Source organism: Neobacillus kokaensis, assembly GCF_014656545.1.
Lineage (GTDB): Bacteria > Bacillota > Bacilli > Bacillales > Cytobacillaceae > Neobacillus > Neobacillus kokaensis.
In genome coordinates this window covers 19653-41476 of record NZ_BNDS01000011.1, presented here as the reverse complement: position 1 = coordinate 41476, position 21824 = coordinate 19653, and the positions used below count along the sequence as shown (strand labels likewise).

Genomic DNA, 21824 nt, shown 5'->3' with positions numbered 1-21824 from the left:
GGCTGTATTACCCTTTTTCTGTCCTTTTTTGCGTGCAAAAAAGTTGTGAAACATACTTGTTTCCTAAAGAAAAGCGGGAGTGAGCAGCTGCAACCTGAGTTCAGGCTCAGGTATAACAAAGGGAAAATATAACCAATTTTTCAAGGGGGAATAGGAATGAGTTTACAACAAAATGATCAAACGATTTATGAAGCAATTAGAAAAGAACAGCAGCGCCAGCATCAAACATTAGAATTGATTGCCTCTGAAAACTTCGTCAGTGATGATGTCCTAGAGGCAATGGGCAGCGTGATGACGAATAAATATGCCGAGGGGTATCCAGGAAAGCGCTACTACGGCGGCTGTGAGTATGTTGATGTGGCCGAACAGACCGCTATCGACCGTTTAAAGGAGCTGTTTGGTGCGAATTTTGCCAACGTTCAGCCGCACTCCGGAGCGCAGGCAAATTTTGCTGTTTTTTTCGCATTGCTTCAGCCTGGGGATAAAGTGATGGGAATGAACCTTTCACATGGCGGACATCTAACCCATGGAAGTCCTGTTAGTGTGTCAGGTAAATGGTTCGAGGTAGTGTCTTACGGAGTAAGAGAAGATACACAGTTGATTGATTATGATGAACTAGAAGCCATCGCGAAGAAGGAACAACCAAAATTAATTATTGCTGGTACCAGCGCTTATCCAAGAAAAATTGATTTTGCCCGCTTTAGACAAATTGCTGATCAGGTTGGTGCGAAATTCATGGTAGACATGGCACATATTGCAGGGCTGGTGGCTGCAGGACTTCATCCATCACCAGTTCCGTATGCCGATGTGGTGACAAGCACGACGCATAAAACGCTGAGAGGACCGCGCGGCGGCATTATTTTAACGAATGATGAGGAAATTTATAAAGCGGTCAATAAAGCGGTTTTCCCCGGAATTCAAGGCGGTCCGCTAATGCATATCATTGCAGCCAAGGCGGTTGCGTTCAACGAAGCATTGCAGCCAAGCTTTAAGGTGTATGCGGAGCAGGTCATTAAAAACGCGGCAGCACTTGGAGATGCGTTAAAAAGCGAAGGCGCTACACTTGTTTCAGGCGGCACCGACAATCACATTGTGCTTCTAGATTTGCGACCTTGGGATTTAACAGGAAAGGAAGCAGAGAAATTGCTGGAGGAAGCAGGGATTACTGTTAATAAAAACACCATTCCATTTGATCCTAAAAGTCCGTTCGTAACGAGCGGTATTCGGATGGGCACGGCAGCATTGACAACACGCGGGATGAAGCAGGATGAAATGGCGAAGATTGGGAAAGTGATTGCTGAGGTTCTGAAAAGCAAAGGCGATGTGAGCGTTCTTGAACAAGCAAAAGAAACGACAAAAGCCATTTGCAGCGCTTACCCATTATTTCAACAAGAAATTACCGTCTAACTAAAAGGGAAAATGCGGGTGCCTTAAAGGTCAGGAAGGCTCCGGCTTAAAAATTTTGACTAAAAGGAGTCCCCTGGAGATGACAAAAGAATACGATGTTGTGATTATCGGCGGCGGAACAGGCGGATATGTTGCGGCTATTCGCGCTTCACAATTAGGGTTAAAAGCGGCGGTCGTTGAAAAAGGAAAATTAGGGGGTACATGTCTTCATGCAGGCTGTATTCCGAGTAAGGCGCTGCTAAGAAGTGCAGAAGTATATACACAGACAAAAAATGCAGCACAGTATGGAATTTTGGCCCCGGAAGTCAGCTTCGATTTTTCTAAAATACAGGTGCGGAAAAATGAAATAACAGATCGCCTTTTTAAAGGTGTTCAACATTTATTGAAAAAGGGAAAAATCGATGTTTATGATGGCAAAGGCAGCATACTGCAGTCAAAGGATGTTTTAGTGGAACTAAATAATGGCGAAGGGGAAGTTATTTTAAGCCCCAAGAATATTTTACTTGCAACAGGATCAAGGCCGCGGACACTTCCAGGCCTTGAAGCCGATGAGAAGTATGTGATGACATCGGATGAAGCATTACAAATGGAGGAGCTTCCGAATTCTATTATCATTGTCGGGGGCGGAGTCATTGGCATCGAATGGGCATCCATGCTTATGGACTTCGGCGTACAAGTAACGGTAATTGAATATGCTGATCGGATTTTACCAACAGAGGATAAAGATATTTCGAAGGAAATCCAGCGCTTAATGAAGAAAAAGGGAGTCAAAATCGTTACAGGTGCTAAGGTACTTCCAGAAACGCTTGAAAAAGGTGAAGGTGTTTCAATTAAGGCGGAGCATAAAGGGAAAGAGACGCCATTCACTGCAGATAAACTGTTAGTCTCGGTCGGACGGCAGGCCAATACAGAAGGAATCGGACTTGAAAAAACGGCTGTTGAACTGGGGCCTGTTTTTATCAAAACAAATGAATATTACCAAACTGATGAACCGAATATCTATGCGATCGGTGATGTGATCGGTGGTTTGCAGCTGGCCCATGTTGCCTCACATGAAGGGATTATTGCCATTGAACATATGGCAGGAGCACCCACTAAAGCTTTAGACCCTGTGCTTGTACCAAAATGTGTGTACTGCAGCCCTGAAGTCGCAAGTGTAGGATTTACAGAGGAACAAGCGAAGGAAAAAGGCTACGAGGTAAAAGCAGGTAAATTCTCATTTCGGGCAATTGGGAAGGCTTTGGTTTTTGGCGAATGTGACGGTTTTGTTAAGCTTGTAGTGGAAGAAGGCACGAATAAGCTGCTAGGAGCTCATATGGTGGGACCGCATGTAACGGATATGATAACTGAGGTCGGCCTTGCCCGTGTATTGGATGCAACCGCTATAGATATCGCTCATACTATTCATCCACACCCTACCTTAGCCGAAGCCATAGGAGAAGCGGCGCTTGCTGTTGATGGCAAGGAAATCCATGCATAAGGGATAAAACATATAGGCAATAGAATTATCGATATAGTAAAGAGCTATCGGGCGGATCCGATGGCTCTTTTGTTGTGAAAAAGCCTGCGGCTCTCTCTTTTCAGCATCCATTTCTTACTATCATAAACTAGTATATTCTAACTAGTTTTCAGAATAAAATTATAATATAATATAGATATAGGACAAATTGTAAGCGTGTAAAATAACTCTTGACTGTTTAACGAGCTATGAAACCCTTATTGAAATGTTCCCAACATACTCTGTTTTCACCTGGGGGTTACTTTATGAGCGTAAAACAACATAAATATAATGTTTTCCAACGCCTTGGACGAGCATTCAAGTTAAACTTCATGAAACTTCTTCGATCTCCAGGCGGAGCTAGAAAGGTTGCATTGGGATTCGCCCTTGGATTCGGCTTGGAAATGCTAGTTATATCAACCGCTTCTCTCATATATATATTATTTGTACCCATTGTTCGTTTAGCGAAAGGCTCATTACCTGCTTCTATCATTGGAAACGTGATCGGAAAATTAACCTTCCTTCCTGTTTTGCTGCTTCCATTTGCCAGAACATTAGGGAAAATTATATTTCCAATTAAAGTCAAACACGGACACCATACCGCTTTTTCATTACAAAAGCTGCTGCACGGGGATTTTCATAGTTTAATAGGACTTCTCCATGGCGGCCTGCACGCACTCATCGGCATGACCATATTTGGAACGTTCCTCGGTGTTATTTCATACTTCGTCGTCCATTACCTCTACGAAAAAGAAATAACAAACCGATTAAAAAGAAGACGCCAGAAACAACATGAAGTGAAAATGACGGTGTCAGGCACCATGTGAAAATTTCACAAGGTGACTGACACCTTTTCGATTGCAAATATTCTGATAAAATTGTAGAATATTAACATGGTGACTATAGTGATAACCTGAAGATTAGCAAGTGAGTTGAGTTTTTGTGAATAAATATGAAGCGGAATTCAGTAATATTGTTCGCGCATTTCGAAAAAGACATATGGGGAAAGGTCCCAGTCAGGTCAGAACCACCTTTTGTAAGAATTGGGCAATCTGTGAGATGGAAGGGAATTTATCTCCCATCGAAAAATTTATTGCCACAGCTGAAGATGGAAGACAAATGCTGCGGGCAGCCCGGACTGAAATGGTAAAGGATATTTACAAGAAAAATTATCCGATAGAAATGGAAGAACTCCTTGGAGTAAAATTTGTTAAAGTATTTGTCGATATTAATATTGAAGAAGACAAAGGAATGTCCATCTTCGTATTTGACCAAGATATCGAGGGAAAATTTAAAAATTTATAACTGCTTTTATCGAATGACAGTAGTTGGTACTTGACAGCGAACCTGTTGAAGGCTAACCACCACGGCGCATTCATCTTTTTTGATGATGAATGTTTTCCTTGGTGGTTTTTTATTTGCATTTTTAAAGGAGGATTATTGGAAATGGGAAAAACAGTACATCCTGGGCCACAGAAGAAATCAATGAAGCCTGCCCCGGAACATTGGGTAAGTCCGGTACCTTTTGGTTTAGGGAAAATAAAACCAAAACATATCCGCGATACAATGAAAATCGTCTGGGAGAATAAAGATAATCTCGGATATGCAGCCAATATTATCACTAAAGGGGTTTGCGATGGCTGTGCACTTGGAGTATCGGGGTTATATGACCAAACATTAACCGGCCCGCATGTTTGCACAACCCGCCTAAATGTGCTGAGACTAAACACCATGCCGGCAATCAAACCAGAAATTCTTCATGCCGACATTGATGAATTAAGAAAATATGATAGTACAGAGCTTCGCAGGCTCGGTCGAATCCCTTACCCGTTAATCCGCCGCAAAGGGGAGCGGAAATTCTCACGCATCTCATGGGACGAAGCGATGGATATGATTGCAGGAAAAATGAGAACGCTCGAGCCAAAACAATATGCTTTTTATCTTACTGCCCGCGGGATTACAAATGAAAGCTATTATGTTGCTGGAAAAGTGGCACGTTTTCTAGGCACCAATCACATTGATAACGCATCACGAATTTGTCATGCTCCAAGTAAAACCGCTTTGAAACGCTCAATTGGCGTCGGAGCCTCTACGTGTAATTATTTAGATTGGATTGGTACAGACGTTTTATTATTTTGGGGAAGTGTCGCATCGAACTCTTCACCTGTATCATCCAAATATATGCTCGAAGCAAAGAAAAAAGGGACGAAGATCATCGTCGTTAACCCGTACCGGGAACCGGCAATGGATCAATATTGGATTCCGTCCAATCCTGAATCAGCCCTATTTGGTACAAAAATCGCTGATGACTTTTACCAAGTAAACATTGGTGGCGACATTGCTTTAATGCATGGGATTATGAAGCACTGGTTCAATATGGAAGAGAAGACTCATGGATCAGCGATTAACCACGAATTTGTCGAGTCCCATGTAAATGGATATGACGAGCTAAAGAAACAAGTCCAGGGTCAATCTTGGGAAGCAATCATAGAATCATCTGGTGTTCCAAAAGAACGAATCATAGAACTTGCGGAATTGTTAGCCAGAAGCAAAAATGCTGTTTATGCCTGGGCACTGGGGCTGACGATGCATTCCTTTGCCACTGACAATATCTCACAAGTTGCTAATCTGGCCCTTCTTCGCGGCCACTTGGGACGAAAAAATACAGGACTGATGCCGTTTCGCGGTCACTCAAGTGTACAGGGAAGCGGTGAAATGGGAGCTGACCCATTTGTGTTGCCCGGCGGGGGTTGGGACCCTGCAACGATTGAAAGAATCGAAACGCTTTGGGGCTTCGACTTGCCGAAGTGGCAGGGGGATATTGTAGGTGTGACGCTGGAAAATATCGTGCTTCCGGAGGACCATGAACGGAAAATCAAGCTGTATTATTTATCTGGCGGTAACTTCTTAGAAACAATGCCAGATCCTGATTTTATTAAAAAAGCCTTATCAGAGCTCGAGATACGAGTACATCAAGACATTATTTTTAATACATCCACCCTAGTCGATGCGAAAGAAGCCGTCATTGTACTGCCGGCAAAAACACGCTATGAACAGGAAGATGGCGGTACAAGTACATCAACCGAACGGATGGTTTATTTTTCACCAGAGATTCCTGGTAATAAAAATAGGATTGAAGAGGCTAGGGCAGAATGGAAGATTTATTTGGATATAGCTAAACGCGTGAAACCAGAAGAGGCGCATTTAATTGATTTTACGGATGGTTTTGCCATTCGAGAAGAAATTGCCAAAGCAAACCCAGATTATGAAGGAATCCAGTACTTGAAAAATCAGGGGGACGTATTCCAGTGGGGCGGCGCATGGTTGTGCGAAGACGGTATTTGTCCAACACCTGATGGGAAAGGGAGCTTAATACCGGTTGAGATTCCCGATTTAAATAAAAAACCTGAACAATTTATTGTTACCTCACGCCGTGGAAAACAGTTTAATTCGATGGTATACAATGAAGTTGATCCATTAAACGGTGCGGGACGCTATGATGTGCTGATGAATGCAGCTGATGGGCAAAAGTTAAGCATCGCCGAGGGAGAGGGTATTGTAGTATATAACGGTTTTGGCGTATTCCAAGGTAAAGCGAAATTCGTTGAAATTGTTCAGGGAAATGTCGAAGTCCATTTTCCAGAGGGGAACTTCCTGCTGCCGCGCGGCCGTTATGAGAAGTTTGCCGGAATTCCGGATTATAATATTACGGTTCATGTTGAAAAAGCGGAACGCTATCATGCGCGCAAAGATACGGATTATCTAGAAAAACCGATTCCTGAGCTTGAAACAGAAGTTGGGTAAGGGGGGGCTGAAGTTGTTAAAGGAAATAACGACATCACAGAATATTGTCAGGTTTAATGGGGAGCACTTTGTCGAGGAAGAGGACGACATTGCGGTTGAATCAGCTTTAACGATTATATTGGATGGAAACGAGTTTGCCACCATGGTATGCAGTCCTTCTGATATGAAAGAGTTAGTGGTCGGATTTCTAGCATCAGAAGGGATGATACGAGTTTACGATGATATCAAGGAGCTTCATATTGACGAGGACAGAGGCTTCGCTTATGTCGACCTGGTTCGGAAGTGCACTGTGCAAAAAGATTTTCACTCCAAACGCTTTATCGGTTCCTGCTGCGGGAAGGGCAGGCAGTTTTATTTTCATAATGATGTGAAAACGGCTAAAACAGTGATGACGAAATTAACGGTTACACCAGAACAATGCCGCAGCCTGATGGCAGAGATGCAGGAAAGTTCCTCTTATTTTCAGCAAACAGGCGGTGTTCATAATGCGGCCCTATGCACAACAGAGGGGATTGTTGTCGCAAGAACAGATATCGGCAGGCACAACGCCCTGGATAAGCTTTTTGGGTACTGTATCATTCATCGCATTCCACTGAAAGATAAGCTGATAGCCTTCAGCGGGAGAATTTCCTCCGAGGTATTATTGAAGGCGGCAAAAATCGGGGTCGGCATCATCCTCTCCAAATCCGCCCCAACCAACCTAGCACTCGGCCTAGCAGAAGAACTCGGCATCACCGCAATCGGCTTCATCAGGGGCAACGGATTCAACGTCTATACACATCAGGAGAGGGTATTGGTGTCAGGCACCGTGTGAAATTCACATGGTGCTTCTTTGTGATTTCATTTTTTTCAGCAATTTTTTTGGATTGGTATCTAAGACGAGCATAGCACAGAGGAGGATTCCGGATTTAAGTTCCGCAAGGACTGACATTGAAAATGGATTAGATTAGGATAAAGTAGAAGCAGTCTACGTGTCCGAAAAGGAAAAAAGGAAGGTCATAGGGTAAAGTAGAAGCAGTCTACGTGCCCGAAAAGGAAAAAAGGAAGGTCATAGGGTAACGTAGAAGCAGTCTACGTGCCCGAAAAGGGAAAAAAGAAGGCCGTAGGGTAACGTAGAAGCAGTCTACGTGTCCGAAAAAGGAAAAAAGAAGGCCGTAGGGTAACGTAGAAGCAGTCTCGTGTCCGAAATCGAAAAATGAAAGACCATTGAGTAACATAGAAGGCTGCAAGCTTTCAGATTGGATAAAAAAACAGGTAATTTTAAATCTTAAATATTATTAAAAGCAAATATTAATCAAATCATATATTTAGCGGAACATACGGCCCAAAGTAAGGAAAGGCGGATGGGTATCCGTGTAGAAAGGGAATAATGTGGTAGACGTCATGTCCCAAGTGAATGGTATGATGCTGTAATGGCAAACCCCATGGTCCAAAATGTGGAGAAGAGTAACCTAAATAAATCGGTCCGTTTGTTCCGGTTATGATTGTGTGCATCTAATCACCCGCTGCGTTTTTTCCAGTTTACGAATATATGTTAAAAAAGAGCCTGTTTTTATCCACTAAATCCTCTATGTAAAGTAACAAAAGAGTCCAAATCGATTGAACTCTTTTTAAAATGAAACCTATTCGGATACCCGTTGATTCACAAGTTCTTTCTCTTCATCCGTGAACAGCCGCTCTGCCATTGGATAAAGCACATTTTCTTCCTTCGCAAAGTGATTTATTAATGTATGATAAGCATTTTCGATCAGACTTGCATTTTGAATTTTTTCATCATCAGTTAAATCGGAGTTGTTATCGACATTTTTGAAAAATTTATTAATAAATCCGTGGGCCTGTTCGTGTTCATACTCCATTACGGCAATTGGACCGCCGTTTTTACCAATGTAAACTTCCATCATCCGAAAAAGAATGGTTTCTTCGCGTTCGGAATGATAATCGAGTTCTTTTGAAAAGTTTTTAACTGCCTGAACTAATTCTTCGAAGGATGGCCCTTGTTCTTCCGTCACTGTTTTACATAAAGAAAATAGTTTTTCTAAGCCCTCTCGTAATGGAATATGTTCACTCACCAATTTATTTAAACCATCAGAAAGTGAGACCGGACCATTACTGAACATTCCGCTATGACATCCTTGCATTATGAATACCCCTTTCCAACATTACTACCATTAGTATATAAGAACAAACCACTATTTATTGTGATGCAAATCACGTGAAAAATTTTTAAAAGAAATGCTGGAAATTGGAATTTTCGTGTTATATAATTGTGTTAATTAATATACTGTGTTATATAACAAAAAACATAAAAGGAGCTATGAACCATGATTAAAACAGACTCAATCGCACGGAGAATTTTAGGATGGAAATTAAATCGCTGGGATCGCTGGTATGACTATGAAAGGGGCATGTTTATTCATGATGCTGACTTTCAGCCGGAGCAAAACTTGAACCACGCTATGCTAATCGTTGATCGATTAGAAGAGATGGGGTATACCTATACGGTTAATGGAGTTTCGAGAGTTTGCTTTAATGAGATTTGTGCAACAGGGGAAACGCTCGCAAAGGCGATTACGAATGCTGCTTATTCCATTATTGAGCATCATTCGGCATCGGACACCACAAAAATGTGGCAGAGAATGTGTTAAAAATTTTTTGAAAAAATAGAAAATCTTTGGGATTTGTGGTAAAATTATGATAATTTAATAGTTATCAAGAGTGGCTGAGAGAACTGGCTCAATGATGCCACAGCAACCTGCAGACATGCAAGGTGCTCCCACCAGCAAGGCATAGCTGCTTTGGATGATAAAACGGAACCGCCTCTTCTGTATCCATTGCAGAAGAGGTTTTTATTTTTCTAAAAGGAGAATTTGGTTCATGAATATCAATGGTTTTGCAAGAGGTTTAATGGCACGAAATTGTACGGAAGAAAGATTCCTAATCCATGTTGCCACTTGCGTGGAGCAGCAGCTACAGGAATGGGATGCTCAATTCGAGGTGATGGTGATGAAACTGAAGGAGTATGAAATCTTTGTCAAATATGGCGACGATGATTACCATTTGCGGATTTCGGAAGAAGACGTTTCCACACTGCAGAAAACAGGTCCCTATCATCTTGACCAGAAAATATGGAGGGAATTAGAGAACCAAGGACTGAAAATCCTAGAGGGATTCGGGAATTATCTTGATACGGTTTTAAATTAAAGGTGTCAGGCACCATGTGAAAAATTCACATGGTGCCTGACACCAACATTTCCTTTTTTATCGGTTATCCACTTTCTCAGGATAGAGGTCATGATTCATGAGCCGATGGGTGGCGATTTCTTCGTACTTGGTTCCTGGTTTGCCGTAGTTGCACCATGGGTCGATGGAGATGCCGCCGCGCGGGGTGAATTTGCCCCAAACTTCGATATACCGCGGGTCAAGCAGCTTGATTAAATCGTTCATGATGATATTGACACAATCCTCGTGGAAATCCCCGTGATTGCGGAAGCTGAATAAATATAACTTCAATGATTTGCTTTCCACAATTTTTTTGTCCGGTATGTATGAGATATACATGGTGGCGAAATCTGGCTGCTTTGTGAGCGGGCAGAGACTTGTGAACTCTGGACAATTAAATTTTACAAAATAATCACGGCCAGAATGGAGATTATCTACCGCCTCCAGCACCTCTGGCGAGTATTCAAATAAATAGTTATTATTTTGATTCCCTAGTAATGTTAAATCCTTTAAACCTTCTTCATGGCTTCTGCCTGACATAAAAAAACCCCCTTAACTATTGACAAAAAGAGGACAATTCAACCATTCTATAAAAATACAAAAAGCCACGTTCGTTATGGACATGGCTTAATGACAATAATCCATAGTTTTTTATAGAGGGTTTAACGCTATGAACCTCTCTTATTTACTTTTACTATATAATATATAAAAGCATCCTATCCGTCAAATAAAAATTGAAATGAACGGTCGACAGAAAGGTAGAAAAATAGTAATATAAATTTGCTGTGAGAAATATAATAAAAATCCGCGGACACGCGGTTGAGGTTCTAGCACCCCTCACTAAAAAAACTAAGATGAAACAGTACTTCTCTTAGTGCTGTTTTTTCTTTTTGAAAGGAGCATTCCTCAAGAATGTTGAAAAATGAAAAAGCAGTTGTCGTCTTTAGCGGCGGCCAGGATAGCACCACATGCCTTTTTTGGGCATTAAAAAACTTTAAAGAAGTAGAAGCCGTTACATTCGACTACAATCAAAGACATCGATTAGAAATAGACTGTGCAAAATCGATTGCAAATGAACTTGGTGTCAGGCACCACATTTTAGATATGTCGTTATTAAATCAACTGGCGCCCAATGCGTTAACACGTACCGATATTGAGGTAAAGGAAGGGGCGGAAGGGGAGCTACCATCCACGTTTGTTCCGGGACGAAACCTGTTATTTTTATCGTTTGCCGGCGTCCTGGCGAGTCAGGTTGGCGCAAAGCATATCATCACAGGTGTTTGTGAAACTGACTTTAGCGGCTACCCGGATTGCCGTGATATGTTTGTGAAATCGCTGAATGTTACCCTGAATCTCTCAATGGATGACAACTTCGTCATTCATACACCGCTAATGTGGTTAAATAAAGCTCAAACATGGGCGTTAGCCGATGAATTAGGAAAGCTTAATTTTGTTCGTGAAAAAACGTTGACCTGCTATAACGGCATTATTGCAGACGGCTGCGGTGAGTGCCCGGCCTGTGTCCTTAGAAAAAGAGGACTTGATGAATACGTAAGCGAGGTTGGCAGATGATGTACGGATTTAGAATTGTCAACGAACTGCAAAAAATAGATAAGGATATCAGCCGTCAGCAACTTAAATACCATTCAAAACGTGTGTTAGTGAGCAAAGAATTTACTTTCGATGCTGCCCATCACCTTCATTGCTATGATGGGAAATGTAAGAATCTCCATGGACATACGTATAAAGTCATCTTTGGCATCAGCGGCTTTGTCGATGACCGCGGACTCATGATGGACTTTGGTGATATAAAGGATATTTGGAAAAACAAAATAGAAATTTATCTAGATCATCGGTATTTAAATGAAACACTGCCTCCGATGAACACAACAGCAGAAAACATGGTCGTTTGGATATACGAAAAAATGGCCGAAGCCCTAAAGGCAGCCGATGAGCAATATGCTGGTGCAAGAGTGGAATTTGTCCGCCTCTTTGAAACCCCAACTAGTTATGCTGAGGCAAGAAGGGAGTGGATGGAAGTTGAGTAAGATTCCAGTAATAGAGATTTTTGGACCGACCATTCAAGGAGAAGGCATGGTGATTGGACAAAAAACAATGTTTGTCCGCACGGCAGGCTGTGATTATTCCTGCAGTTGGTGTGACTCTGCTTTTACCTGGGACGGAAGTGCGAAGGATGAAATTAGGCAATTGGATGCGGAAGAGATTTGGCATGAATTAAAGGAAATCGGCGGAGATCGTTTCTCGTTTGTCACGATTTCAGGCGGAAATCCGGCTCTTATAAAAAATATGAATGGCCTGATCGACTTATTAAATGCGAGAGGCATCAAATGCGGGCTTGAAACACAGGGAAGTAAATGGCAGGACTGGTTTTTAAATGTCGATGAACTGACGATTTCTCCGAAGCCGCCAAGCTCCAACATGAAAACAAATTTTGAGGTTTTAGATTCGATTTTTCAACAGCTGAAAGAAAATCACTTTAAACATCATGTAAGCCTAAAAGTAGTGATTTTCGACGAAGCCGACCTGGAGTATGCAAAAATGGTTCATAAACGGTATGAACATATCCATTTTTATATGCAGGTTGGAAATGACGATATAACCAATTTTGATGATCAAGAATTGATTCAAAAGCTGCTTCAGAAATATGAGTGGCTGGTAAATTGTGTAGCAGCGGATGACCAATTAAACAATGTCAGAGTATTGCCGCAGCTGCATACGCTTCTTTGGGGAAATAAACGGGGAGTGTAGAACGTTATTTTGTAAAAATATGACTTAAAAATTTTTGTTGTCAGCGTTCGATAGACGTGATAGTATAAGTAAGAAATTTACCTTTAATTATGGTCCAGAGAGGCCGAAAAGGGCGGAAATTAATATTCGTATATAGTATTTGGATATATGAATGCCCTTTTGTCCTTTGGATAGAAGGGCATTTTAGTTTACTTAAAATCTTTTAATCGGAGTCCAGTGAGGCTCGAAAGGAGAATGACGGAATGAATTATCAGAAAAAAACAGTCATCGCATCAGTAGCAGGTTTAACGTTAGAAGGAATGGACATCATGTTTATCTCCTTTGCTATGTCAATGATTATTGCAGAATTTCATCTTGATATGGCAACAGGCGGACTGATTTCTTCAATTACTAACTTAGGAATGCTATTTGGAGGAATTATCTTCGGAATTTTAGCTGATAAGTTTGGAAGAGTAAAGGTGTTTACTTATACCATTCTGTTATTTGCCATCGGAACAGCATTAACCGGCTTAGCGACAAATGTTGAACAAGTGTACATCTTTAGATTTATCGCCGGCTTAGGAGCAGGCGGAGAATACGGAATTGGAATGGCGCTTGTCGCAGAAGCTTGGCCAAAGAAAAAGCAAGGCCGTGCATCATCTTATGTAAGTGTTGGAGCTCAATTCGGGGTCATCCTGGCAGCACTTCTTAGCGCAATGATTTTACCTGCCTGGGGCTGGAGAGGGTTGTTCTTCGTCGGAATTGCACCAGTTATCTTTGCCTTCTTCGTACGTAAGAACTTAAAGGAATCACCAGAATGGGTTGCAACGCAAAAAGAAAAACGCAAAGCGGCTAACCAAGGAAAATTAAAACTGTTGTTTGCATCTCCAAAAACAGCCTTTACAACAATTGCTTTAGCAATCATGGCAACCGTACAAATCGCAGGTTATAACGGTTTAATGATTTGGCTGCCATCGATTTTGCAAAAATCACAAGGACTTTCAGTTTCAGGTTCTGCACTTTGGACAATCAGCACCGCGGTTGGGATGATTGCAGGGATGTTAACATTCGGGCAGATTATGGACCGTCTTGGAATGAAGAAAGCATACGGAATTTTCCTGTTTGCTTCTGCAGTAGCGGTATTTTTCTACTCATTTGCGACAGGAGCAGCTGGTGTGTTAATCGGCGGTGCCATTGTTGGATTTTTCTCAAACGGAATGTTTGCAGGATACGGTGCCTTAATCAGCTATTACTACCCAGTGGAAATACGCAGTACCGCAACAAACACTATCTTCAACTTCGGTAGAGCATTAGGAGGATTATCTCCAATCCTAGTAGGATTTATTCTACAGCATGCTAACGTAACAGTTGCCATGAGCTACCTAGCTGTCCTATACTGCGTCTCCTTCGTAGCCATGATCAGCTTAGGAAAAAGCAAAGCAAACCAGCAACACAACACAGCGAATACCCTTACTGAAGCAGTTTAGTCAGTAGGAATCATATTGGGTGTCAGGCACCGTGTGAATTTTCACATGGTGCCTGACACCCTTTTTTTAGTTGAATGACGTGTAAATTTATAAAATAATGAATTTTTAGAAAACTCAATTGACATTAGTACTGTGCTAATGTTATTTTATTTAAAGAATAGTTAAAGAAAATATCCGTAAATAAAAAGTAACATTGGATTGGAAAGCCGATATTAAGAGGGGGTAGTTGTGTGGCATTAATGACAGGTAAACAGTATCGCGAGTCACTCAATGATGGGAGAGAGGTATTTATTGACGGGGAAAAAGTGAAAAATATATCCGAGCATCCATCATTTAAGCCAATCATTGACGTAAAGGCCCGAATGTATGATATGGCATTTGAGGCCAAGTACCGTGACACATTAACTACAACACTTTCGGATGGTGAAATTGTTTCGAGGGCGTATAAAGCACCTGAAACGAAAGAAGACCTCACCGCTATTCGCAAGCATGTGGAAGCAGTGCTGGATGACCTTGGCGGCGTCGTTTACCGGGTTGGGGATGAAACAATTGGGGAAATGTGGTCACTTTTCGATGCTCAGGACAAATTAAATGAAATTGATCCGTCCTATGCTAAAAATATTAAATATCATATCGACCGAGTTGCAAGAGAGGATGTATTCCACGTTTCTGCGAACACGGATCCAAAAGGGGACAGAAGCAAATTATTCAGTGGAAAAGACGGGGGTACGCTGCTACATGTGGTCAAAGAAAATGATCGAGGGATTGTGGTGAAGGGTGCAAAGTTTGAAACAGCTGCCGCCTATGCCCACCAGGCCTTTGTTAAACCGACCATTCTCGATTGGAATGCCGGTTCTGAAAAAATGGCGCCTTTCGCCTGTGGTTTCATTTGTGATATGGGTTCACCTGGTCTGAAGCATATTTGCCGAACATCGCTAGGAGCCAATCGAAAACCAGAAGACTATCCGCTTGCCACAAAATTTGAAGAAATTGATACTTTACTTATTTTTGATAACGTTCTCATCCCATGGGAAAATGTTTTATTCCATCGCTCCTTAGAATCTGCTGCCTATATTCGTTCCACACTACATCGTTATTCTGCTTTTAACTACACCCTTAGAATGTTACGGAGAGCCGATTATTTAATCGGAGCCGCACTATTGAATGTTGAACAAACGGGTTTAACACATCTTCAAGCAGTAAAAGAAAAAATTTCTCAGCTGATTAACTATCGTGAAGGCATTAATGCCCATTTAACAGCCGCTGTCGCTGAAGCTGAAAGAAGTCCAGGCGGTTTGATGATGCCGAACCAATCCCTGCTTTACACAGGACGGGTATTTGCCCTAGCGCATTTTCCCTCCATGGCCCACCTGACAAGAGAGCTTGTTGGCGGACAATTAGCGGTAACACCTGATACAGCCACGATGGCGGATCCGGAAATTAAGCCATATGTTGATCAATATTACTCCGTGGGAGATTGGTCACCTGAGGATCGCGGAAAGCTGCTTTATTTTGCCAGAGATTTGTTGAATTCTTCTTATGCAGGTCATCGCACCACATTTGAACTATTTGCTCAAAGCCCGCCATTTGCCCAACAGATGGCCGTTTATAGCAATTTTGATATGGAGCCGCAGCGTGAATTGGTGCGTCGTGCCGCTGGAATTAAAAGTCCAAATTCTTCTATTAATTTTTCATAGATGAAGTTAATCAAGATCTAAAAATAAAGGAGGACTTATGATGGGACAATCAGTAAATGTATTCGTAAAGAAAACCGTTTTATTTATGATTCTAGCAGTACTTTTAGCAGGATGCTCGGCTACCAAATCTTCATCTGGGAATGGCAGCAGCAAATCTGAAAGCGGTGACAGCATTAAAGTAGGCTTACAGGCACCGATGACGGGTGACAATGCTCAGTATGGACAGGATATGAAAAATGGAGTTGAGCTCGCGTTTAAAAAGATTAATAGTGAAGGCGGAATCAATGGCAAAAAGCTTAAGTTAATTGTTGGTGATGATAAGGCAACTCCTACAGAAGCGGTTGCCGTTGTCAATAAAATGATCATGAATGATGGCGTTAAAGCGATTATTGGCGGATACAATTCATCACCAACTCTGGCGGCCCAAGATGTTTCCGGACCGGCACAGGTCTTACATTTGAACATGGGGGCAAGCCCCGATTTGTCCAAAACAGGCAACAAATATTTGTTCCGAGTTATCTTAACAGGCTCCGTTTACGTTCCAGCTGTGATGAAGTATATGTCCGAGGAGAAAAAGGTGAAGAAAATTGCCGCCTTGTTTGAGAATACCGATTACGGAATCACGATGTACGAAGCGGCTAAGACCTCAGCGAAAGATCTCGGCTTAGAGTTTGCGGCGACTGAAAAATATAACCCAGGCGACAAGAACTTTTCAGCCCAATTATCAAAAATAAAGGCACTCAATCCAGATGCGGTCATGGTAGTAGGGTTATACAATGAGGTGGCCTTGATTGAACAGCAGGCAAAGCAGGCTGGATTGAAAGTCCAATTTTTCTCACCGGATGATTCCATGTACTCAAAGCAGCTGATTACTTTAGGCGGAGAAGCGGTGGAAAATCACATATTCGCCTCCATGATTGATTTAAATGCTGATACAGAAGAAATGAAAGAATTTAAAAAACTAGCTGAAGAAAATAACATCCCGGCACAGGCAAATTCGGCTATTGCTTACGATGCAGCGATGGCATTAGCGAAGGCATTGGAAGAAGGAAAAGCGGATGCGGAGAAATCTCGTGATGCACTGGCAAATATTGATTACAAAGGCATTACAGGACCGATTAGATTTGATAAAAATGGAGACCGCGCCAATACTCCGATGATCATGCAGGTACAAAAAGGCGACTTTGTGGTAATTAAACAATCGGAATAGGGTGATAGCAATGTTTGTCGATCAATTAGTAAACGGAATTGTCCTTGGCAGTATTTATGCGTTAATGGCAATTGGTTATACGATGGTATGGAACGTTCTGCGCTTTATCAATTTTGCACATGGAGAAGTATATATGGGAGGGGCATTCGTGTCCCTTTATCTTCTCTTGTTAGATACACCCATATGGATCGCCTATCTTGGCGGGGTACTCGCAGGGGCATTGCTTGGGTATTTAATGGAGAAAGTGGTTTACCTAAGGATGAGAAGTGCCCCTAAATTAAATTTATTGATTGCAGCGATTGGAATCTCGATCCTGCTTCAAAACTTAGCTCAATATATTTGGGGGGCAACACCGGAACGATTGACGTCACCATTTCTGTCGAAAAATATTCAAGTTGGCGATATGATGATCAATCAACACTATATTTTTATCATTATTTTAACGATTCTTGTCATGATTACACTAGAGTTATTTATTAATAGAACGTTGATGGGGAAAGCCGTGCAGGCAGCTGCCCAAAACATCAATGCAACGCAATTAATGGGAATTAACGCGAATAAAATTATCTCCATTACATTTGCGATTGGATCAGCGGTAGGGGCGCTTGCAGGTATTTTAGTAGGACCGGTATTTTTAGTGTATCCGACAATGGGGATTTTTGCAGGGCTAAAAGGATTCACTGCCTCCGTTATGGGTGGTATGGGGAATATACCAGGTGCAATGATTGCCGGATTAATGCTGGGGGTAATCGAAAGCTTTGCTGCAGGCTTTATCTCCTCCGGTTATCGTGATGCGGTAGCAATGGTCATTTTACTATTTATTTTGTTAGTACGCCCTCAAGGGATTTTTGGCAAGATTGTTCAGCAAAAAGTATAAAGGAGGGAGAAATATGGACCTAACGAAAAAATCAGGCGTTCGAAAAGCCATTCTTATTTTTGCAGGTATTGCTTTATTTTTCCTGCCATTAGGAATCGTAAATCCTTATTTTATGTACATTATTAATTTAATTTTAATCTATGCCCTCCTTGCCCTGGGGTTAGACTTAATCGTTGGGTACACAGGTCAGGTGTCAGTTGGTCATGGAGCATTCTTTGGGGTGGGTGCGTATGTAGCGGCCATTCTCGCGAAAAATTTTGGGCTTTCATTTTGGCTTACATTGCCACTTTCCATCGTAGTTACTTCTGTCATTGGATTCATGATTGGATTCATTGGCTTGAAGTTAATTGAAGAATATCTGGTAATGGCGACACTTGCCTTTGGTACGATCATTTGGCTTGTTTTTCTAAATTGGACCGATCTAACAGGCGGGCCGATGGGGATTGCTGGCATTCCTGCCCCGCCAACAGTGAAAATTGGATCAGTAGAATTTCCATTTCTTCAATATCATGACTATTATCCATTGTTATTGATTTTTGTGTATCTAGGAATTTTGATTACCAGACTGATTATTAAGTCAGGCTTTGGACGTGCGTGCACCGCCATTCGTGATGATGAACTTGCCGCCCAAGCAATGGGAATACCAGTTTTCAAGACGAAGGTCACGATGTTTACAATCTCGTCAGCCTTCTGCGGGGCGGCGGGTGGATTATATGCCCATTTCCTGCACGTCGTCAGTCCAGAAACGTTCGCTTTTGGAATGTCAGTTACAATCTTGACAATGGTGATGATTGGCGGGCAGGGGTCCATTGCCGGGGCTGTCATTGGAGCATCTATTTTGACCATCTCGTCTGAAGCCTTACGGGAAACACCTGAATTAAGGATGTTAATTTACGGATTTATGATTGTGGTGATGATTATGTTTTTCCCTAAGGGCATGATGGGCGTGTTCCAAATGATGAAGAAACGCTTCCTTCAAAGAAAAGAACAGCTTGAGAAACCAACCGTCGAGAAGGAGGGGCTGAGTTATGAATAGTAAGGCTGCTATTTTAACGGTTGATCAACTTTCAAAGTCTTTTGGTGGAGTAAAAGCCGTAAACAATCTGTCATTTTCTGTCACTCAAAATAATATTCATGCCATCATTGGTCCAAATGGGGCGGGGAAAAGTACATTATTCAATTTGATTACAGGTGTTATATCTCCTGATCAAGGGAAAATTCGGCTATTAAACAATGACATCACTTCTTTACGACCAGATAAAATCGCTCAGCATGGTGTTTCTCGCACATTTCAAAACATCCGACTGTTTCCAGATATGACCGTGTTTGAAACCGCTTTTATAGGAACCTATTTATTTACGGGCGGCAAGCTCCTTCCAGCCATTTTACGAACAAAGGAATTCCGGAAAAAGGAGCGTCAAGCGAAGGAACGGATCGAAGAAATTCTGCAATTTGTCGGGTTGTGGGAGATGCGAAATGAATATGCAGCAAAACTTTCATATGGGAACCAGCGGCGGGTAGAAATCGCCAGGGCGTTGGCTACAAATCCCAGCCTATTATTACTAGATGAACCTACTGCTGGTATGAACCAGAAAGAAACGAAGGAATTAATGCAGCTATTTACACAGGTGAATAAACAAGGGATCACCATTTTAATCATTGCCCATGATATGCACCTCGTAAATACGTTGTCAGACCAAATCACGGTAATTAATTTCGGAGAAAAGCTGGTAGAAGGTCCTCCTGAAGTGATTCATAATCATCCAGCTGTCATGGAGGCTTATATGGGGAGGGCTGAGGTGAATGCTTAATGTCCAAAATATAAGTACATATTATGGGCAAATATGTGCATTAGATCATGTTAGTATCAAAGTCGAAGAGCGGGAAGCCGTTTCTGTTATCGGGGCCAACGGTGCAGGGAAAAGCACGCTATTAAAAACAATCATCGGAGAGCTTCGTCCGAAAAGCGGTGATATTCAGCTTGCGGGGAAATCGATTATCAATGAAAAAACCTTTAAGCTTGTCAGCCGGGGTATGACCCTTGTACCTGAAGGAAGACATGTATTTCCGCTCCTTACTGTTTGGGATAATTTGCTGTTAGGCGGGTATACACTGCCTGCAAAAGAAAGGCAGCAAAGGGCGGAGGAGGTAACAGAGCCTTTTCCGATTCTGCGGGAAAGAAGAGACCAATTGGCAGGACTGATGTCAGGGGGAGAGCAGCAAATGCTCGCTATCGCTAGGGCGATGATGACTCGCCCGAAACTCCTATTATTGGATGAACCATCAATGGGTTTATCTCCAAAACTAGTGTTTGAAGTATATGATAAAATAACGGAATTGCATCAGCAGGGAACGACCATCCTATTAGTCGATCAAAATGCGGAAATGGCCATTGATTTCTGCAGCCGCGGCTACGTTCTAATGGCTGGGCGGCTAGCCGGCCAAGGGACCAAACAAGAACTAAAAGAAAGCGAGATTGTACATCGGTCTTACCTAGGATAGGGTGTAAGTGATAATATTTTAAATATTGACAATTATCAGAATAAAACTTATATTTTTAATAGGGAATAGTTATTGATAAATTCCTTAATTACCATTTTTAAAAGGGAAGAAGTAGTTAAATATCAATTCAGTAGTAAGATAGGTGGTGCTTTTCTTAAGTTTCATAATATTCCAAAAGGAAATATTTCATCAATATAGAATAAAAAATCAAGTATATGGTAGGAGGGATTATATGAAGACTGGTTATATTTATGATGAAAGTTATTTTTGGCATGATACTGGCAGTGGAACTCTTTTTCTACCTTCAGGTGGATATTTAGAAAAGGATGTTTTTTCTGAGGATCCTGCTACCAAAAGACGGGTTAATAATCTAATGGAACGATGCGGAATCATGAAAAAACTAAAAAGGATTGATCCTAGACCTGCAACATTAGAGGAAATTAAATTATTTCACACAACCAATTACATCAATAAGGTTAAATTATTAAGTGACACCACCGGTGGGGATGCAGGAGATCATGCCATTGTCGGCAGAGGGTCATATGAGATTGCCTTATTATCAACCGGCGGGGCAATAACTGCAGTTGATGCAGTAATGCAATCAGAGGTGGAGAATGCATATGCACTTACACGGCCACCAGGGCACCATGCTGAAGCGGATATGGGGATAGGATTTTGTATATTTAACAATGTGGCCATTGCAGCTAAATATGCCAGGGAAACATACGGTTTAGACAGAATTATGATTGTGGATTGGGATGTTCACCATGGCAACGGGACAGAGAAAGCGTTTTATCATGATCCCAATGTATTATTTATTTCCATTCATGAAGACCTGAATTTTCCTGATAATTCAGGGTATGCAGAAGACGTTGGGGAGGACAGTGGTCGAGGGTTTAATGTGAATATTCCATTACCACCAGGCACTGGGAACGCCGGTTATTTAGAAGCATTTAAGTCGATTATTGCACCATTGGCGGATGATTTCAAACCTCAATTAATCATTGTATCAGCGGGGCAAGACCCAAGTATATACGATCCATTAGGCAGAATGAGAGTAACGGCTGAAGGATTTGGAAAGATGACAGAATTAATGATGGAAATGGCAGACAAGCATTGTGATAAAAAAATAGTTTTCTGCCATGAAGGCGGATATAGCAACTCCTATGTTCCTTTTTGCACACTCCGCATTATTGAAACTCTTAGCGGAATCACCACTGATGTTGTGGATCCATTTGTAGCAGGAGCCAATGGGTACCCGGATAAATTATATGAACATCAAAAAGAGGTTATCAATAAAGTGATTGAGATTCAATCTGAATATTGGAGCTCATTGAAAGTACTAGTTTAATAGCTTTAGAGCATTCAGTTACGA

General features: G+C 41.8%; 21 protein-coding genes and 2 riboswitches. Of the genes, 19 read left to right on the top strand and 2 right to left on the bottom strand.

Features of this window, described 5'->3' with window-relative positions; all coding sequences use genetic code 11:
• Window positions 1-156 precede the first annotated feature (156 nt).
• From glyA to fdhD, 6 genes are all read left to right on the top strand, one after another.
• Window positions 157-1407, top strand: coding sequence for a serine hydroxymethyltransferase (gene glyA, locus IE222_RS13845; RefSeq protein WP_191273791.1), 1251 nt, complete (start codon window positions 157-159; stop codon window positions 1405-1407).
• Window positions 1408-1486: 79 nt separating this feature from the next.
• Window positions 1487-2887, top strand: coding sequence for a dihydrolipoyl dehydrogenase (gene lpdA / locus IE222_RS13840; RefSeq protein ID WP_191273789.1), 1401 nt, complete (start codon window positions 1487-1489; stop codon window positions 2885-2887).
• A gap of 284 nt (window positions 2888-3171) precedes the next feature.
• Complete coding sequence (locus IE222_RS13835; RefSeq protein ID WP_191273787.1) at window positions 3172-3732, top strand: DUF2062 domain-containing protein; 561 nt, start codon at window positions 3172-3174, stop codon at window positions 3730-3732.
• A gap of 115 nt (window positions 3733-3847) precedes the next feature.
• Complete coding sequence (locus IE222_RS13830; protein WP_191273785.1) at window positions 3848-4210, top strand: Na-translocating system protein MpsC family protein; 363 nt, start codon at window positions 3848-3850, stop codon at window positions 4208-4210.
• A 141-nt stretch (window positions 4211-4351) separates the two neighbouring features.
• Window positions 4352-6709 carry an FdhF/YdeP family oxidoreductase gene (locus IE222_RS13825; RefSeq protein ID WP_191273783.1) on the top strand — a complete coding sequence of 786 codons (2358 nt, stop codon included), beginning with the start codon at window positions 4352-4354 and terminating at the stop codon, window positions 6707-6709.
• Between the two features lie 13 nt (window positions 6710-6722).
• The gene (gene fdhD / locus IE222_RS13820; protein ID WP_191273781.1) at window positions 6723-7523 is read left to right on the top strand and encodes a formate dehydrogenase accessory sulfurtransferase FdhD; all 801 of its coding nucleotides are present in this window, start codon (window positions 6723-6725) and stop codon (window positions 7521-7523) included.
• A gap of 808 nt (window positions 7524-8331) precedes the next feature.
• Here fdhD and IE222_RS13815 read toward each other — a convergent pair.
• Window positions 8332-8847 carry a hemerythrin domain-containing protein gene (locus tag IE222_RS13815; RefSeq protein ID WP_191273779.1) on the bottom strand — a complete coding sequence of 172 codons (516 nt, stop codon included), beginning with the start codon at window positions 8845-8847 and terminating at the stop codon, window positions 8332-8334.
• 183 nt (window positions 8848-9030) lie between these two features.
• On the opposite strand from IE222_RS13815, the gene IE222_RS13810 reads away from it, so the two are divergent.
• Both IE222_RS13810 and IE222_RS13805 read left to right on the top strand, forming a co-directional pair.
• Window positions 9031-9354: a BC1872 family protein gene (locus tag IE222_RS13810; RefSeq protein WP_191273777.1), complete on the top strand. Its 324-nt coding sequence runs from the start codon at window positions 9031-9033 to the stop codon at window positions 9352-9354.
• Window positions 9355-9412: 58 nt separating this feature from the next.
• Window positions 9413-9518, top strand: a riboswitch (SAM riboswitch).
• 65 nt (window positions 9519-9583) lie between these two features.
• A complete protein-coding gene (locus tag IE222_RS13805; protein ID WP_191273776.1) occupies window positions 9584-9910 on the top strand; it encodes a hypothetical protein in 327 nt (108 codons plus the stop codon).
• Between the two features lie 57 nt (window positions 9911-9967).
• Here IE222_RS13805 and queF read toward each other — a convergent pair whose 3' ends face one another.
• Window positions 9968-10468: a preQ(1) synthase gene (gene queF, locus IE222_RS13800; protein WP_191273775.1), complete on the bottom strand. Its 501-nt coding sequence runs from the start codon at window positions 10466-10468 to the stop codon at window positions 9968-9970.
• A 97-nt stretch (window positions 10469-10565) separates the two neighbouring features.
• Window positions 10566-10613: riboswitch (PreQ1 riboswitch) on the bottom strand.
• Between the two features lie 230 nt (window positions 10614-10843).
• Here queF and queC point away from each other — a divergent pair.
• The 11 genes from queC (at window position 10844) to IE222_RS13745 (ending at window position 21800) form a co-directional block, all read left to right on the top strand.
• The gene (gene queC, locus IE222_RS13795) at window positions 10844-11500 is read left to right on the top strand and encodes a 7-cyano-7-deazaguanine synthase QueC (RefSeq protein ID WP_191273991.1); all 657 of its coding nucleotides are present in this window, start codon (window positions 10844-10846) and stop codon (window positions 11498-11500) included.
• Window positions 11500-11976, top strand: coding sequence for a 6-carboxytetrahydropterin synthase QueD (queD, locus tag IE222_RS13790; RefSeq protein WP_191273773.1), 477 nt, complete (start codon window positions 11500-11502; stop codon window positions 11974-11976). The genes queC and queD overlap by 1 nt, the downstream gene beginning before the upstream one ends.
• On the top strand, window positions 11969-12697 hold the full coding sequence (gene queE / locus IE222_RS13785; RefSeq protein WP_191273771.1) for a 7-carboxy-7-deazaguanine synthase QueE: 729 nt from the start codon (window positions 11969-11971) through the stop codon (window positions 12695-12697). Before queD ends, queE begins: the two co-directional genes overlap by 8 nt.
• Before the next feature lie 242 nt (window positions 12698-12939).
• Entirely contained in the window at window positions 12940-14163 is a 1224-nt protein-coding gene (locus tag IE222_RS13780) for an MFS transporter (RefSeq protein ID WP_191273769.1), read from the top strand.
• A 239-nt stretch (window positions 14164-14402) separates the two neighbouring features.
• A complete protein-coding gene (locus IE222_RS13775) occupies window positions 14403-15860 on the top strand; it encodes a 4-hydroxyphenylacetate 3-hydroxylase family protein (protein ID WP_191273990.1) in 1458 nt (485 codons plus the stop codon).
• 37 nt (window positions 15861-15897) lie between these two features.
• The gene (locus IE222_RS13770) at window positions 15898-17070 is read left to right on the top strand and encodes an ABC transporter substrate-binding protein (RefSeq protein WP_223282701.1); all 1173 of its coding nucleotides are present in this window, start codon (window positions 15898-15900) and stop codon (window positions 17068-17070) included.
• Between the two features lie 10 nt (window positions 17071-17080).
• Window positions 17081-17947, top strand: a complete 867-nt coding sequence (locus IE222_RS13765; protein ID WP_191273765.1) for a branched-chain amino acid ABC transporter permease — start codon at window positions 17081-17083, stop codon at window positions 17945-17947.
• 13 nt (window positions 17948-17960) lie between these two features.
• A complete protein-coding gene (locus IE222_RS13760) occupies window positions 17961-18983 on the top strand; it encodes a branched-chain amino acid ABC transporter permease (protein ID WP_191273763.1) in 1023 nt (340 codons plus the stop codon).
• A complete protein-coding gene (locus IE222_RS13755) occupies window positions 18976-19758 on the top strand; it encodes an ABC transporter ATP-binding protein (protein WP_191273761.1) in 783 nt (260 codons plus the stop codon). Before IE222_RS13760 ends, IE222_RS13755 begins: the two co-directional genes overlap by 8 nt.
• A complete protein-coding gene (locus IE222_RS13750; RefSeq protein WP_191273759.1) occupies window positions 19751-20449 on the top strand; it encodes an ABC transporter ATP-binding protein in 699 nt (232 codons plus the stop codon). The genes IE222_RS13755 and IE222_RS13750 overlap by 8 nt, the downstream gene beginning before the upstream one ends.
• Window positions 20450-20681: 232 nt before the next feature.
• Window positions 20682-21800: a class II histone deacetylase gene (locus IE222_RS13745; protein WP_191273757.1), complete on the top strand. Its 1119-nt coding sequence runs from the start codon at window positions 20682-20684 to the stop codon at window positions 21798-21800.
• The last annotated feature ends 24 nt before the right edge of the window (window positions 21801-21824 follow it).

Excerpts from the sequence above, each read along its gene's own strand:
- IE222_RS13825 (WP_191273783.1), top strand. The coding sequence starts at position 4,352 with ATGGGAAAAACAGTACATCCTGGGCCACAGAAGAAATCAATGAAGCCT.
- IE222_RS13765 (WP_191273765.1), top strand. The coding sequence starts at position 17,081 with ATGTTTGTCGATCAATTAGTAAACGGAATTGTCCTTGGCAGTATTTAT.
- IE222_RS13805 (WP_191273776.1), top strand. The coding sequence starts at position 9,584 with ATGAATATCAATGGTTTTGCAAGAGGTTTAATGGCACGAAATTGTACG.
- lpdA (WP_191273789.1), top strand. The coding sequence starts at position 1,487 with ATGACAAAAGAATACGATGTTGTGATTATCGGCGGCGGAACAGGCGGA.
- IE222_RS13775 (WP_191273990.1), top strand. The coding sequence starts at position 14,403 with ATGACAGGTAAACAGTATCGCGAGTCACTCAATGATGGGAGAGAGGTA.
- queF (WP_191273775.1), bottom strand. The coding sequence starts at position 10,468 with ATGTCAGGCAGAAGCCATGAAGAAGGTTTAAAGGATTTAACATTACTA.
- IE222_RS13810 (WP_191273777.1), top strand. The coding sequence starts at position 9,031 with ATGATTAAAACAGACTCAATCGCACGGAGAATTTTAGGATGGAAATTA.
- IE222_RS13815 (WP_191273779.1), bottom strand. The coding sequence starts at position 8,847 with ATGCAAGGATGTCATAGCGGAATGTTCAGTAATGGTCCGGTCTCACTT.
- IE222_RS13760 (WP_191273763.1), top strand. The coding sequence starts at position 17,961 with ATGGACCTAACGAAAAAATCAGGCGTTCGAAAAGCCATTCTTATTTTT.
- IE222_RS13755 (WP_191273761.1), top strand. The coding sequence starts at position 18,976 with ATGAATAGTAAGGCTGCTATTTTAACGGTTGATCAACTTTCAAAGTCT.
- IE222_RS13780 (WP_191273769.1), top strand. The coding sequence starts at position 12,940 with ATGAATTATCAGAAAAAAACAGTCATCGCATCAGTAGCAGGTTTAACG.
- IE222_RS13835 (WP_191273787.1), top strand. The coding sequence starts at position 3,172 with ATGAGCGTAAAACAACATAAATATAATGTTTTCCAACGCCTTGGACGA.
- IE222_RS13745 (WP_191273757.1), top strand. The coding sequence starts at position 20,682 with ATGAAGACTGGTTATATTTATGATGAAAGTTATTTTTGGCATGATACT.
- queD (WP_191273773.1), top strand. The coding sequence starts at position 11,500 with ATGTACGGATTTAGAATTGTCAACGAACTGCAAAAAATAGATAAGGAT.
- IE222_RS13770 (WP_223282701.1), top strand. The coding sequence starts at position 15,898 with ATGATGGGACAATCAGTAAATGTATTCGTAAAGAAAACCGTTTTATTT.
- IE222_RS13750 (WP_191273759.1), top strand. The coding sequence starts at position 19,751 with ATGCTTAATGTCCAAAATATAAGTACATATTATGGGCAAATATGTGCA.
- glyA (WP_191273791.1), top strand. The coding sequence starts at position 157 with ATGAGTTTACAACAAAATGATCAAACGATTTATGAAGCAATTAGAAAA.